Here is a 14,219-nt window from a genome sequence, read left to right on the forward strand (position 1 = left end):
TGATCGATCCGGCACAGATCATTGCCTGGTCATGTTGGCGAAGGGCTCATCAGGCCGGGGCCAGGCGGGCTCATCTCATTTCAAAAATGCAACTGTAGTGCTAGTGCGGCATCTGCTGCTGCTCGATGTACTGGCGCACGATGGAGATCGGTGCGCCGCCGCAGGATGAAGCGAAATAGGACGGCGACCACAGCACGCCCTTCCAGTAGCGTTTCTGAATGTCGGGCCGCTCCTTTCGCAGCAAACGGCTGGACACGCCTTTCAGGCTGTTCACCAGACTGGACACGGCCACCTTGGGCGGGTACTCCACCAACAGGTGAACGTGATCGTCCTCGCCGTCCATCTCGATCAGGCTGGCCTCGAAGTCGGCGCAGACCTTGGTGAAGATGGCACGCAACCGCTCGATGGCATCGCCATCGAACACACTGCGGCGATACTTCGCTACGAAGACCAAATTGGCGTGCATCTTGAAAACGCAGTGCCGCCCGTGCCGTATATCGTTGTCATTGCTCATAGACCAAGAGCATGATCGGGTCATGCAACGCCTTCAAGCTTTCAAATTCGAGCTACGTCCAGACGGCCAGCAAGAGCGGCAAATGCGCCGCTTCGCTGGCTCGTGCCGGTTCGTGTTCAACAAGGCGCTGGCGTTGCAGAAGAAACGCTACGAGCAAGGCGAGAAGAAGCTCGGCTACGCCGGGCTGTGCAAGCGGCTCACGGAATGGCGGCATGATCCGGAGACGGCATGGCTGGCGGATGCGCCGGTTCATCCGCTGCAACAGACCCTCAAGGATCTGGAGCGTGCCTACAGCAACTTCTTCGCCCAGCGGGCCGACTTCCCGCGTTTCAAGAAGAAGGGCCGGCACGACAGCTTTCGCTACCCCGACCCGAAACAGATCAAGCTCGACCAGGCCAACAGCCGCCTCTTCCTGCCCAAGCTCGGTTGGCTGCGTTATCGCAACAGCCGGGACGTGCTCGGCACGGTGAGGAACGTCACCGTCAGCCAGTCCTGCGGCAAGTGGTTCGTGTCGGTCCAGACCGAGCGGAAAGTCGAGCGGCCTATCCTGCAGGGCGGTGCAGTTGGTATCGATATGGGCATTGCCCGCTTCGCCACCCTGTCGGATGGCACGTTCCATGCCCCGCTCAATAGTTTCAAGCGACACGAAACCGCGCTACGCAAGGCGCAGCAGGCGATGAGCCGCAAGACCAGGTTCAGCCACAACTGGAAGAAGGCGAAAGCCCGCGTCCAGAAGATTCATTCCCGCATTGGCAACGCCCGCCGTGACTACCTGCACAAGACCTCGACCACGATCAGCCAAAACCATGCGATGGTGTGCATCGAGGACTTGCAGGCGCGGAATATGTCCAGGTCAGCCAAGGGCAGCGCCGAGCAGCCGGGAAAGCAGGTCAGGGCCAAATCCGGCCTGAACAAGGCCATTCTCGACCAGGGCTGGTTCGAGTTCCGCCGCCAGTTGGACTACAAGCTGGCATGGAACGGCGGCTGGCTCATCGCCGTGCCGCCGCAGAACACCAGCCGGACATGTCCGGCCTGCGGCCATGTGTCGACAGACAACCGCCAGATACAAGCGCGGTTCGCGTGTGTGGAGTGCGGCTTCGAGGAAAACGCCGATCTGGTCGGCGCGATCAATGTGCTAAGGGCGGGACACGCCCAGTTCGCCTGTGAAGTGAGCGGTGCGGTAAGGCCGTCAGCAGCAGGAACCCACCGAGGTGAGTCGGCCCTGATGGGCTGAACACGGTAGGAATCCCCTTCCTTTCCGCCCTTCGGGCGGCGAGCGTTTGCGAGAGGGAGGGGAGGATGTCAAGAGCATTCCCAACCCGTCGAGCACGCGGCAGCCGCGCGCCTCGGCGCTACGGATCAGATGGGTTCGCGGTGGATTGTGTATGCCGTCCGCAATCACCATGTCGGAATGAAGCGAATCCAGATTGAGATCGAGGCGCTGGTCGACGTTCGGATACAGGCCGACGGAGGTGGCGTTGATCACGATGTCGGTATCGCGCGGCACGTCCACGGTGCCATTCCACAGGCGCAGATCGGCGGCGGCAGCAGTCTTCTCGTTCAAGAGATTGACAAGTGTCTGTCCGGTGTCGCGACTCCGGTTGACCACGGTGATGCGGGTGGCGCCGGCCAGGGCGAGCTCCACGCTAACCGCACGCGCCGCGCCTCCCGCGCCGAAAATCATGACGGACTTGCCGCGCGGATCTATTACCTCGCGCATGGCCTGGACAAACCCCTTGCCGTCCGTGTTTTCCCCGATGAACGTGTCGCCACACCGGACAATGGTGTTGACCGCTCCGATGATTTCGGCCGACTGGCCGAGCCCGTCAAGATGCTCGATGACAGCGACCTTGTGGGGAATGGAGCAGTTGAAGCCGGCCCATCCCATGGCTTTCGCGCCCCGCACGGCATCGCCGAGAAACTTCGGCGCCACCTCGCAGTTGATGTAGCGCCAATCGAGTCCGTGATGGCGATAGGCGGCCTCGACCATCGCCACCGTCGGATTCTCGGCTGCCGGCATTGCGAACGACCCTGTCAGCGTGCTCAGGAAATTTGGCTCCGCCATGATGCGTCCCCACGACAGTCTGTGATTTATGGATTGTTTTGGAAAATCTACGGTATCGCTGCGGAGCGAGCGCCCCGGCCCGCACCAAGGGCCGCGCGCCGGGAACCGGGTTGGAGCTTGGCGTCGCCCTCCTCCCGCCCAGGCCATGCCGCCAATCCGCCCCAACTAATTCACGATGAATGAATTATTTACTGGAGGCAAGCCTTTCGACGAGCGGGGCGCCAAGGACTGCCAACATCGAGGGGGAGGGTCGGGATGGCTATCGAGGGCGGGATGCTCGAGACGCTCCGGGCGTCATCCGGCACCGGCGGAGGCGAAGGCCTGCAGGTCGAGCAGGAAGCGGCCCGACAGCGGCAGGCTCGCCGCGCCGAGCGATCGGGCATGGGCGCCGATCGTACCCGCCTCGATCAGCGGCAGGCTGATGCCGTTGGCCGGGATCGCCGCCAGATGGACCCGCACCCTCTCCAGCAGCAGGGTCCGGATCCGGACGGGCATCCAGCCATCGACGAGGCAGGCCTCGAAGTCATAGACCGCCGCCGCCGCCGCGGACGCAGCGGCGATCGCGCGCGCCGCCTCGTCGGCCCAGGCCTCGACCAGCGCCTGCGGGAAATGCCATTCCGACGGTGTGTCCCACAGGCGATCGGACGCCTCGTCCGCGGCGCCCAGCATCCGCTCCAGCACCGACAGCGAGGCGATATCGAGCAGCGCGGCTTGTCCGCCCCGCCCGTCCGGCACCTGCATGGAGCCGATCGCCCCGGCATTGCCGGTTCGCCCTGGCACCAGACTGCCGTTCAGGACGATTCCGCCGCCGATGAAATACCCGACATAGAAATAGAGGAAATCCCGCGGCTTGTGCCCGTGCCCGAAGAGCAACTCCGCGCCGCAGGCGGCCGTGGCGTCGTTCTGCACGTAGACCGGAAAGCCCGTCGCCGCACCGATCTCGGCCCCGATATTACGCTCGCGCCAGTCGATCAGCGCCTCCTCCGGAACGCCCAGGGTGCGCCACCATTCCCAGATCTGGAACGGCATGGCGATCCCCAATCCGGCGATCCGGGCGCGCTCCCCGGCGCCGATCTGGCTGAGAATGTCAGTGACCGCAGAGTCCGCGAAACGCACCACAGTGTCGGGCGTCGGGTAGTGATGCCGTTCGGTCACACGGGTGCGGATGCCGCCGAGGAAGTCCACCAGCACAAGGTCGAGGCTGCGATGCCCGACCTTCAGGCCGAAGCTGAACGCTCCCTCCCGCGCCAGCCTGAGCGGCACCGACGGCTGGCCGATCCGGCCGCGCAGCGGCTGGCCGCGACAGATCAGTCCGTCGCCCTCCAGCGCGCGCATGATGACGGAAACCGTCTGCGCCGAGAGCCCGGTCACCCGGGTGATCTCGGCCTTGGTCATCTCGCCACGGCTGCGCAACAGCGACAGCACGAGGCGTTCGTTGTGCGCCCGCACGCCGCGCAGATTCGAGCCGCGCAGGCCGCCCATGCAGTCATGCCCCACACCTTCGGGAACGATCGTCATGCCGTTCAATTTGTGCGTTTCCCCCAACCTCGGGAGAAGCGCCGAATCGGCCTCGATGCTTCCCGGCCAAGTTCTTGACTGCTCAAAAAAGCAGCAATTCCGTGGTAGCTCAAGACGCCCCCTCCAGATTCTTGCGTTCCATTGCAAGGTCGCGCGCCTGCCGACCGACTTGCCCGGCACCAGCGAAGACGACCCTTCATTGGCCGCGCCCCTGACGAAATGGGCGTATTTCACCAGATCGGGAAGCTTTTTTCAGGAAATCTTTAGAAAGTCAGTCAGTGGCCCGTTGATCCAGAATCCTCATCAAATATGAAAAAAACATTGACATGAATCGTTTCAGCAAGCATTTTTCCGGCAATCCGACAGCCATCCACCGGATATTTCTTACCCAAGGAAGGGGCGGACAAGGCACTTCAACAAAATAATTCACAAGAATTGAATTTCTGGAGACGCAGATATGCCGACACGTCGAGAATTCGTACACCGGGACAAGCTCCTGCCCTTCATCCTGCTGGTCTGCTGCTTCGCCGCCTGGGGCGTGGTCGCGAACATGACCGACCCGCTCGTGCAGGTCTTCAGTACCGTCTTCAGCATGAGCAGCCTGCAGGCCTCGCTGGTCCAGTTCGCCTACTACGGCGCGTATTTCCTGCTGGCCATCCCGGCCGCCTTCATCAATCAACGCTATTCCTACAAGACCGGCGTGCTGGTCGGCCTGGGTCTGGCCATCAGCGGGGCGCTGCTCTTCTACCCCGCCAGTCTGGCGATGACCTACGGCCTCTTCCTGCTGGCGCTGTTCACCCTGGCCGGCGGGCTGGCGATCCTGGAAACCTCGGCGAATCCCTTCGTCATCTCGATGGGACCTGAAGGCAACGCGACCCGCCGGCTGAACCTCGCGCAGTCCTTCAACCCGGTCGGGACCAACATCGGCGTCCTGCTGGCGGCCAGCCTGATCCTGCCGAACCTGAACTCCGCCACAGCCGTCGAGCGGGCCACGATGAGCCAGGCAGACCTGCTCGCCATCCGCTCGACTGAACTGCAGGCGGTCATGCTGCCCTACGTCGGCTTCGCCTTCGTCCTTCTGGCAATCTGGATCGGCATCGCCCTGACCCGCATGCCGGCCAAGGAGCAAGCCAAGGCGGAAGCGCAGCCGGGCAACGGCGGGTTCGCCGCCATCTGCGGGCGACTGTTTCACAACGCGCATTACCGCTGGGGGGTCGTGGCGCTGTTCTTCTACATCGCGGCGCAGACCTGCACCTGGACCTTCACCATCCAGTACGCGCAGCAGGCCACCGGCGCCACCCCTGCGGCGGCCGGGATGTATCTGCAATACAGCATGATCGTCTTCCTCGTCGCGCGCTTCGTGGCGACCTGGGCGATGGGCTATGTCCGCCCCTCCATGCTGCTGGTGCTGCTCGGCTTCGCGGCCACTGGCCTTTGCCTCTATGCCGTCCTCAACCCCGGCGCTTCCGGTGTCTGGGCGCTCGTGGCGGTCTCCGCCTGCCTCTCGCTGATGTTCCCGACCATCTACGGCATTGCGCTGCTGGGGCTCGACGAGGCGGAGACCAAGTTCGGCTCGGCGGGGCTGGTCATGACGCTGCTGGGCGGCGCCCTGATGCCGATGGTCCAGGGCGCGGCGATCGACGCCTTCGGTGCGGCGACCTCCTTCGCGGTGCCGGGACTCTGCTTCCTGGCGGTGGCGGCCTACGGCCTGTTCCACCTGAGCACGTCGAAGGCCGGCCTGTTCGACTTCCGCTCCACCGCCCGCAAGGTGGCCGAACCCGCCTGACGGCGCGGCAGCTTCCCGACTGCCCCGAACCGATCGGTAAAAAAGGCGCACCCCTGGTGCGCCTTGCTGCATCCGGCCAGTGCAATCTGCACGAGGGATGGCGGAGCGCCATATTCGGTGCGGGCAGGTGTCAGACCGGCGTCAGCATCTCTCCCCTGTCGATGAACGCTTGCAGGTTGGCGATGACCAGTTCCTCCATCTGCAGGCGGGTTTCCTCGGTGGCGCTGCCGATGTGCGGCAGCAGCACCACGCTGGGCATGTCCAGCAGTGCCGCCGGCACCTGCGGCTCCCGTTCGAAGACGTCGAGGGCGGCGGCGCCGAGCCGGCCGGCGGCCAGTGCCGCGACCAGCGCCGCCTCGTCGACCACCGTGCCGCGCGCCACGTTGACCAGCAGGCCCTTCGGCCCCAGGGCCGCGAGCACCTCGGCATTCACCAGGTGATGGGTTGCCGGGCCACCAGGGCAGACCAGCACCAGGAAGTCGGCCCAGCGCGCCAGCTCGACCAGCGACGCCTCGTAGCCATAGGGGCAGTCCGCCACGGGCCGGCGATTATGGTAGCGCACGTCCATGTCAAAACCACTGGAACGCCGCGCCACGGTCTGGCCGATGCGTCCCAGGCCGACGATGCCCAGGCGCTTGCCGCTGACCCGGGTGGCCAGCGGAAAGTTGCCGATCCGCCAGTTGCCGGCACGGACGAAGCGGTCGGCCTCGGCGATCCTGCGCGCGCCGTCGATCAACAGCCCCATGGCCAGGTCGGCGACGCACTCGTTGAGCACGTCCGGCGTGTTGCTGAACGGGATGCCGCGCTGGCGCACCTGCTCCAGCGGAATCGCATCGTAGCCCACGCCGAAGCTGCAGATGGCGCGCAGGTTGGGCAGGGCCTCGACATCGCCGGCGAGCAGCCGAAGCGCGCCGCGGTGACCAGCACCTCGAACTCTGCGCCGCGCTCGGCAAGAAAGGCCAGGCCGTCGACCGGCTTCCAGTAGGGTTGGGCGGCGAATTCCTCGGCCAGGCGCCGGTTGAAGCGCTCGCTCAACGGGCCGACCTGCAGCACTTTCGGTTCCTTCATGGGAAATTCCTCAGCTGGATTCGGGGGATGACCGGCCCCAGGTTACCGGCGCCGGATTGAACAGTACCAGGCCGTTGTGCAGGCGATGCTGCTCGGCCCAGGTCCTCAAGCGACTGCCGTCCCGGGCGCCTTTTCCCACCAGACCGTGACGCCCGTCAAGACTTCGGCAGCAGCGCCTTCGAGCGCGCGGCGCCGCCGCCTAGACTGGACCGCTCCGCCCGCCGCCGGCCCGGGCCGCGGCGGGGATCGACCTCTGCAGAGCAAGGATGCCTCGATGACCCGCCGGATCGCGCTTTCCGTTCTTTGCCTGTTCGCCCTCCCCGCGCTCGCCGCGCCCTGCCCCGACTGGACGGAATCCCGTGCCGGCGCCGAGCTGGCGGCGCTCGCCGAACGCCTGCGCCAGTGGGACGGCGCCTATCACCGCGAGGGCCGCACGCCGCTGGCGGACGAGCTCTACGACCAGGCCCGCGCCCGCCTGGCGCACTGGCGCCAGTGCTTCCCCGGGCAGGCCGGCGTGGCGCCCGAGCCGCTCGCCGGCAGCGCCGGATCGCTGGCCCATCCGCTGCCGCACACTGGGCTGGACAAGCTCGACGAGGCGGCCGTGCAGGCCTGGATGGCCGCGCGCAAGGGGCTGTGGATCCAGCCCAAGGTGGACGGCGTGGCGGTCACCCTGGAATACCTGGGTGGCCGCCTGCAGCGCGCCATCAGCCGTGGCGACGGCCGCCACGGCCAGGACTGGACCGCCCATGCCCGGCGCCTGCCGGCGGTGCCGCAGCAGCTGGCAGACAGGCGGCATCTGATCCTGCAGGGCGAACTCTACTGGCGGCAGACCGCCCACGTGCAGGCCGAGGCCGGCGGCCGGGGCGCACGGGCCAAGGTCGCCGGACTGCTGGCGCGCCAGGCGCTGGACGAGGCGGAGGCCGCCGGAATCGGCCTGTTCGTCTGGGACTGGCCGAACGGCCCGACCGAAATGGCACAGCGGCTGGACGGCCTGGAGCGGCTCGGCTTCGCCGATGTGCGCCGCTACAGCCAGCCGCTGGCGGACTTCGCGGCAGCCCGCCTCTGGCGCGAATGCTGGTATCGCGAGCCACTGCCCTTCGCCAGCGACGGCGTGGTGCTGCGCCAGGGCCGCCGCCCGCCGGGCGAGCGCTGGCAGGCCGAGCCACCGCATTGGGCAGTGGCCTGGAAACATCCCCTCGCCCAGGCCCTGGCAGAGGTGCGCGCGGTACGCTTCAGCATCGGCCGCAGCGGACGCATTACCCCACTGCTGGAGTTGCAGCCGGTGCGCCTGGACGACCGGCTGATCCGCCGGGTCGCCCTCGGCTCGCTGCGCCGCTGGCAGGAGCTGGATATCCGCCCCGGCGATCAACTGGCGATCCGCTTGGCCGGGCTGAGCATTCCGCAGGTCGAGGCCGTGGTCTGGCGCGCCGCCGAACGACCGGCGCTGCCGGCGCCCGATCAGGCCGCCTACCATGCGCTGAGCTGCTGGCGGCCGGTGGCGGGCTGCGAGAGCCAGTTTCTCGCCCGTCTCGACTGGCTGGGCGGTAAGCACGGTCTGACCCTCGGAGGAATCGGCCGCGGCACCTGGGAGGCCCTGCTGGAGAACCGCCAGCTCGACGGCTTGCTCGACTGGCTGGAGCTGACCGAGGCGGAGCTGGCCAGCCTGCCCGGCTTCGGCGAACGCAGCGCCGGCATGCTAGCCGAGCGTTTCCGCACGGCGCGGCAGCGTCCCTTCCCCGTTTGGCTCCGGGCTCTCGGCCTGCCGCCGACCGGCGATGCGGCGCTGCCGCCACGCTGGGACGAACTGGCCGGGCGCAGCCTGGAGCAGTGGCAGCGCGAACCCGGCATCGGCGCCGGTCGCGCCCGCCGGCTGCAGGCCTTCTTCCGGCATCCCGAGGTGCAGACGCTGCGGCTACGGCTGCAGGCGGCGGGCATCGAGGGCTTCTAGAACGAGCATGGTGGAAAACGCTTCGCGGCTTCCCCCATACGCCGTCAGTAGGCGCGAAATTCCTGGTGGCAGGCCTCGCAGGCGTCCTCCACACGCTGCACGTGCGGCGCCAGGGCCTTGGGCTCCAGAGGTCGGGCTGCGGTCGCGGCGACCAGCGCCGCGGTGCTCCGCTCCAGGCTGCCGGCCAGTTGCTGGAAGCGCTCCTGGCGCTGCCAGACCTCGTCGCGGGCGCTGCTGTCGTCTTCCTTGACCTGAGGGAAGTGCTGCCAGGGCTGGCGCGACAGCTGGTCGAGGCGCGACGCGCCATCGACGAAGCGCTGCTCGTCGAAGCTCAGCCGGCCGCGCAGCATGCCGCCAAGGTCCTCGCTGGTATTCAGCATCTGCTTGAAGAGGGTCTGGCGCCTGCCGAGTGGTGAATCGGGGTCCACGCCGTTGCAGGCGACTAGGGTGAGGGCGACCACGCCCAGCAGAATCGGCTTGAAAGTCATGGCTCGTTCAGGGGTTGCCGGCGAAGGGCCGCGATTATCCTCCGCCGTGCCCGCCATTACCACGTCTCCGGGCGCCCCTTCAGGGCAATCGCATGAGCGACTTTCTCCCCTCTCCCATACATGGGAGAGGGGCCGGGGGAGAGGGCAAACTGAGCAGCGATGGCTTGTTTTCCCGCTCCCCAGCCCTCTCCCGCACGCGGGAGAGGGAGTGAACGGCTGCACCGGCTCCTTCATGCGATTGCCCTGGGCACCCCTTGGGGTTTGCCGGCTCAGGCGGCTATAATCGGGCGGATTTTTCGCGGCCGACTCTGCTTCGGCCGTGCCCGCCACCCTTCCGAGGGGCGCTGCAGCAGGCCAGCCATCGGCCTGTCAGGCTCGGAAGGGGCGTTTTCCGAACGCATCAACGGCGCCCATTCGCACATTACGAATGGAGACTCTGCATGAGCGCTGTCATGACGCCTGCCGCTTTTACCGACTACAAGGTCGCCGAGATTGCCCTGGCCGACTGGGGCCGCCGCGAGATCATCATCGCCGAATCCGAGATGCCGGCGCTGATGGGCCTGCGCCGCAAGTATGCCGCCGAACAGCCGCTGAAGGGCGCAAAGATCCTCGGCTGCATCCACATGACCATCCAGACCGCAGTGCTGATCGAGACCCTGATTGCGCTGGGGGCGGAAGTGCGCTGGTCGTCCTGCAACATCTTCTCCACTCAGGACCAGGCCGCCGCAGCCATCGCCGCCGCCGGCATCCCGGTGTTCGCCTGGAAGGGCGAAACGGAAGAAGAGTACGAATGGTGCATCGAGCAGACCATCCTCAAGGACGGCCGCCCGTGGGACGCCAACATGGTGCTGGACGATGGCGGCGACCTGACCGCCATCCTGCACCGCGACCACCCGCAGATGCTGGAGAAGATCCACGGCATCACCGAGGAAACCACCACAGGTGTGCATCGCCTGCTCGACATGCTCAGGGCCGGCACCCTGAAGGTCCCGGCGATCAACGTCAACGACTCGGTGACCAAGAGCAAGAACGACAACAAGTACGGCTGCCGCCACAGCCTCAATGACGCCATCAAGCGCGGCACCGACCACCTGCTGTCCGGCAAGCAGGCGCTGGTGATCGGCTACGGCGACGTGGGCAAGGGCTCGGCGCAGTCGCTGCGCCAGGAAGGCATGATCGTCAAGGTCACGGAAATCGACCCGATCTGTGCCATGCAGGCCTGCATGGACGGCTTCGAGGTGGTATCCCCCTACCTGAACGGCGAGAACGATGGCAGCGAGGCGAGCATCGACCGCGCGCTGCTGGGCAAGATCGACCTGATCGTCACCTCTACCGGCAATGTCAACGTGTGCGATGCCAACATGCTCAAGGCGCTGAAGAAGCGTGCCGTGGTGTGCAACATCGGCCACTTCGACAGTGAGATCGACACTGCCTTCATGCGCGCCCACTGGGCCTGGGAAGAGGTCAAGCCGCAGGTACACAAGATCCACCGCACCGGCAAGGACGGCTTTGATCCGTGCAGCGATGACTACCTGATCCTGCTCGCCGAAGGCCGTCTGGTGAACCTGGGCAACGCCACCGGCCACCCGAGCCGGGTGATGGATGGCTCCTTCGCCAACCAGGTGCTGGCGCAGATCCACCTGTACGGCGCCGGGTTCGCCGATCTGCCGGCCGGCGAAAAAGCCGCGCGCCTCGGCGTGGAAGTGCTGCCGAAGAAGCTCGACGAGGAAGTGGCGCTGGAGATGGTCAAGGGCTTCGGTGGCGTGGTCACCCGCCTGACCGGCCAGCAAGCCGACTACATCGGCGTCAGCGTCGAAGGCCCGTTCAAGCCGGATACCTACCGTTATTGATCCGTAGGGTGGAAAACCCGCGCAGCGGTTTTCCACCAGACGACCTCCGGTGGAAAAGACTGGCGGTCGTTTTCCACCCTACGTCTGAAGGACCCTGTCATGTCTCAAGAACGCCGCTACAGCTTCGAGTTTTTCCCGACCAAGACCGAAGCCGGGCATGAAAAACTGCTGGCCACCGCGCGCCAGCTGGCCGGCTACCGGCCGGATTTCTTCTCCTGCACCTATGGCGCCGGCGGCTCGACCCGCGACCGCACCCTCAACACCGTGCTGCAGTTGGACGGCGAGGTGAAAGTGATGACCGCGCCGCACCTGTCCTGCGTCGGCGACAGCAAGGCCGAGCTGCGCACACTGCTGAACACCTACAGGGATGCCGGCATCCGGCGCATCGTCGCCCTGCGCGGCGACCTGCCTTCGGGCATGGGCATGGCCAGCGGCGAGCTGCGCTACGCCAGCGATCTGGTGGAGTTCATCCGCCGCGAAACCGGTGAGCACTTCCACATCGAGGTCGCCGCCTACCCGGAGATGCACCCCCAGGCACGCAACTTCGAGGACGACCTCGCCCACTTCGCCGCCAAGATGAAGGCCGGTGCGAACAGCGCCATCACCCAGTACTTCTTCAATGCCGACAGCTATTTCCATTTCGTCGAGCGGGCGCGGAAGCTGGGCGTGGACCAGCCAATCGTCCCCGGCATCATGCCGATCACCAACTACAGCAAGCTGGCGCGCTTCTCCGACGCCTGCGGCGCGGAACTGCCGCGCTGGGTGCGCAAGCAGCTGGAGGCCTACGGCGACGACCTGGAGAGCATCCAGGCGTTCGGCGAACAGGTGGTCAGCACGATGTGCGAACGCCTGCTCGAAGGCGGCGCACCGGGCCTGCACTTCTACACCCTGAACCAAGCCGAACCCAGCCTGGCGATCTGGAACAACCTCGGACTGCCGCGCTGAACTGCCGCACACCCGTTGCCGCATGCGATGGCGACGGGGGCCAAGCTGCATCATGCTTCGCCAACCCGCAGCTCTGATATACTCTTGGCTTCCGCCAGGCTTGCGCCCGGCTGCTCGGCTGACGCAGGCCAAGCAAGACCGGTCGGGATCGCGCACCTTCCCGCGATTCGCGCCCGGCACGTTCGTACCTTCGGGCCCCGCCCTAACCAGACAGGATTTCCCATGTCCTTTGCTTCCCTCGGGCTCTCCGAGGCATTGGTCCGCGCCGTCGAGGCCGCCGGCTATGCCCAGCCCACTCCCGTGCAACAGCGGGCCATTCCCGCCGTGTTGCAGGGTCGCGATTTAATGGTTGCCGCCCAGACCGGTACCGGCAAGACCGGCGGCTTCGCCCTTCCCGTGCTCGAGCGCCTGTTCCCCGGCGGCCACCCGGACAAGGAACACCGCCACGGCCCACGCCAAGCCCGCGTGCTGGTGCTGACCCCGACTCGCGAACTGGCCGCCCAGGTGCACGACAGCTTCAAGCTCTACGCCCGCGACCTGAAACTGGTCAGCGCCTGCATCTTCGGCGGAGTCGGCCTGAACCCACAGGTTCAGGCCCTGTCCCGCGGCGTCGACGTGCTGGTGGCCTGTCCCGGGCGCCTGCTCGACCTGGCCGGCCAGGGCAGCGTCGACCTCTCCCACGTGGAGATCCTGGTGCTCGACGAAGCCGACCGCATGCTCGACATGGGTTTCATCCACGATGTGAAGAAGGTGCTTGCCAGGCTTCCGGCGAAGCGGCAGAACCTGCTGTTCTCGGCAACCTTCTCCCAGGACATCATCAACCTCACCAACAAGCTGCTGCACGACCCCGAACGCATCGAGGTGACGCCGCCGAACAGCACCGTGGAGCGCATCGAGCAGCGCGTGTTCCGCCTGCCGGCCAGCCACAAGCGTGCCCTGCTCGCCCACCTGGTCACCCAGGGTGCCTGGGAGCAGGTACTGGTATTCACCCGCACCAAGCACGGCGCCAACCGCCTTGCCGAATACCTCGAAAAGCACGGCCTGCCGGCCGCGGCGATCCACGGCAACAAGAGCCAGAACGCCCGCACCAAAGCCCTGGCCGACTTCAAGAGCGGCACCATCCGCCTGCTGGTGGCCACCGACATCGCCGCCCGCGGCCTGGACATCGACCAGTTGCCCCATGTGGTCAACTTCGAGCTGCCCAACGTCGAGGAGGACTATGTCCACCGCATCGGCCGCACCGGCCGCGCAGGGCGCAGCGGAGAGGCGATCTCGCTGGTAGGGCCGGACGAGGAGAAGCTGCTCAAGTCCATCGAGCGCATGACTCGCCAGAGCATCCCGGAAGGTGACTGGGCGGGCTTCGACGCCAGCGCCGTCGAGGCGGAGAAGCCCGAGGTCCGCGAACCGCCGCGTCCGCCGCGCAACGCCGGCAGCGCTGGTCGCAAGGACAAGGGCAGGGACAAGGGACAGGAAAAACCCCGGGAGAAGGCTCAAGAGAAGGCCCGGGGCAAGGAAAGGGCCAAGCCCCAGGCCACCAAGGGCGGCGGCCAGCCGAGCCGCCCGGCGCAGAAGGCGCAGCCCGCCCGCCAGGCACCGGTCCCCGGCCTGCTGCCGAACCGCGACCCGGAGGAGTTCCTCGACGACGAGATCGATAACTTCGGCAACCGCGCCGACTACGTCAGCCCCTACCAGAACAAGCAGCAGCGCGGCCGCCGCCCCAGCGCGAACGGCCAGGCGAGCGGCCCCAACCGTAGCCAGAGTCAGAACCAGGGCCAGCGCGGTCCGAAGCGCCAGGGGCAGAGCCAGGGCTCCGGCAACGGCCAGGCACGCCGCGCCCCGGTGCCGGCCTACCGCAGCGAGCAGCCCCGCGAGGACGCAGCGCCGCGCAAGCAGGAACGGCAGCCGCTGATCCTGCACAAGGAGTCGAAGAGCGACCGCTTCCCCACCGCCGAACAGCTCGACCAGCTGTCGGGTCGCCGCCCGCGCGGCGAGAAGCCGGCGCTGCTGACGCGCAATCGCGAGGAGTGAGGCAAGCGC

Annotated in this window: 10 protein-coding genes, 1 pseudogene and 1 riboswitch; of the genes and pseudogenes, 6 read left to right on the forward strand and 5 right to left on the reverse strand. The window is 66.6% G+C overall.

Annotation, left to right across the window (positions count from 1 at the left end):
- Positions 1-100: 100 nt before the first annotated feature.
- The gene (gene tnpA, locus ACYVD0_RS02980; protein ID WP_460425411.1) at positions 101-514 is read right to left on the reverse strand and encodes an IS200/IS605 family transposase; all 414 of its coding nucleotides are present in this window, start codon (positions 512-514) and stop codon (positions 101-103) included.
- A gap of 22 nt (positions 515-536) precedes the next feature.
- On the opposite strand from tnpA, the gene ACYVD0_RS02985 reads away from it, so the two are divergent.
- Entirely contained in the window at positions 537-1,748 is a 1,212-nt protein-coding gene (locus ACYVD0_RS02985; RefSeq protein ID WP_460425412.1) for an RNA-guided endonuclease InsQ/TnpB family protein, read from the forward strand.
- Here ACYVD0_RS02985 and ACYVD0_RS02990 read toward each other — a convergent pair.
- Entirely contained in the window at positions 1,704-2,579 is an 876-nt protein-coding gene (locus ACYVD0_RS02990) for a shikimate dehydrogenase family protein (RefSeq protein ID WP_460425413.1), read from the reverse strand. The genes ACYVD0_RS02985 and ACYVD0_RS02990 overlap by 45 nt on opposite strands.
- A 294-nt stretch (positions 2,580-2,873) precedes the next feature.
- Positions 2,874-4,097 carry an ROK family transcriptional regulator gene (locus ACYVD0_RS02995; protein WP_460425481.1) on the reverse strand — a complete coding sequence of 408 codons (1,224 nt, stop codon included), beginning with the start codon at positions 4,095-4,097 and terminating at the stop codon, positions 2,874-2,876.
- A 457-nt stretch (positions 4,098-4,554) separates the two neighbouring features.
- Between ACYVD0_RS02995 and fucP the strand changes: the two genes are divergently transcribed.
- A complete protein-coding gene (fucP, locus tag ACYVD0_RS03000) occupies positions 4,555-5,883 on the forward strand; it encodes a sugar MFS transporter (RefSeq protein WP_460425414.1) in 1,329 nt (442 codons plus the stop codon).
- A 130-nt stretch (positions 5,884-6,013) separates the two neighbouring features.
- On the opposite strand, the pseudogene ACYVD0_RS03005 reads toward fucP, so the two are convergent.
- Positions 6,014-6,951 (reverse strand): annotated as a pseudogene (locus tag ACYVD0_RS03005) (2-hydroxyacid dehydrogenase).
- A 274-nt stretch (positions 6,952-7,225) separates the two neighbouring features.
- Between ACYVD0_RS03005 and ligB the strand changes: the two are divergent.
- Positions 7,226-8,899, forward strand: coding sequence for an NAD-dependent DNA ligase LigB (gene ligB / locus ACYVD0_RS03010; protein WP_460425415.1), 1,674 nt, complete (start codon positions 7,226-7,228; stop codon positions 8,897-8,899).
- 44 nt (positions 8,900-8,943) lie between these two features.
- Here the strand turns inward: ligB and ACYVD0_RS03015 are convergent, their stop codons facing one another.
- Positions 8,944-9,387: a c-type cytochrome gene (locus ACYVD0_RS03015; RefSeq protein WP_460425416.1), complete on the reverse strand. Its 444-nt coding sequence runs from the start codon at positions 9,385-9,387 to the stop codon at positions 8,944-8,946.
- Positions 9,388-9,717: 330 nt separating this feature from the next.
- A riboswitch (S-adenosyl-L-homocysteine riboswitch) is annotated at positions 9,718-9,806 on the forward strand.
- A 21-nt stretch (positions 9,807-9,827) separates the two neighbouring features.
- Between ACYVD0_RS03015 and ahcY the strand changes: the two genes are divergently transcribed.
- From ahcY to ACYVD0_RS03030, 3 genes are all read left to right on the forward strand, one after another.
- Positions 9,828-11,237, forward strand: coding sequence for an adenosylhomocysteinase (gene ahcY / locus ACYVD0_RS03020; protein ID WP_460425417.1), 1,410 nt, complete (start codon positions 9,828-9,830; stop codon positions 11,235-11,237).
- A 99-nt stretch (positions 11,238-11,336) separates the two neighbouring features.
- Entirely contained in the window at positions 11,337-12,182 is an 846-nt protein-coding gene (gene metF / locus ACYVD0_RS03025) for a methylenetetrahydrofolate reductase (protein ID WP_460425418.1), read from the forward strand.
- A gap of 222 nt (positions 12,183-12,404) precedes the next feature.
- Positions 12,405-14,210: a DEAD/DEAH box helicase gene (locus ACYVD0_RS03030; RefSeq protein ID WP_460425419.1), complete on the forward strand. Its 1,806-nt coding sequence runs from the start codon at positions 12,405-12,407 to the stop codon at positions 14,208-14,210.
- The last annotated feature ends 9 nt before the right edge of the window (positions 14,211-14,219 follow it).

This window comes from Azotobacter armeniacus, from assembly GCF_054779355.1.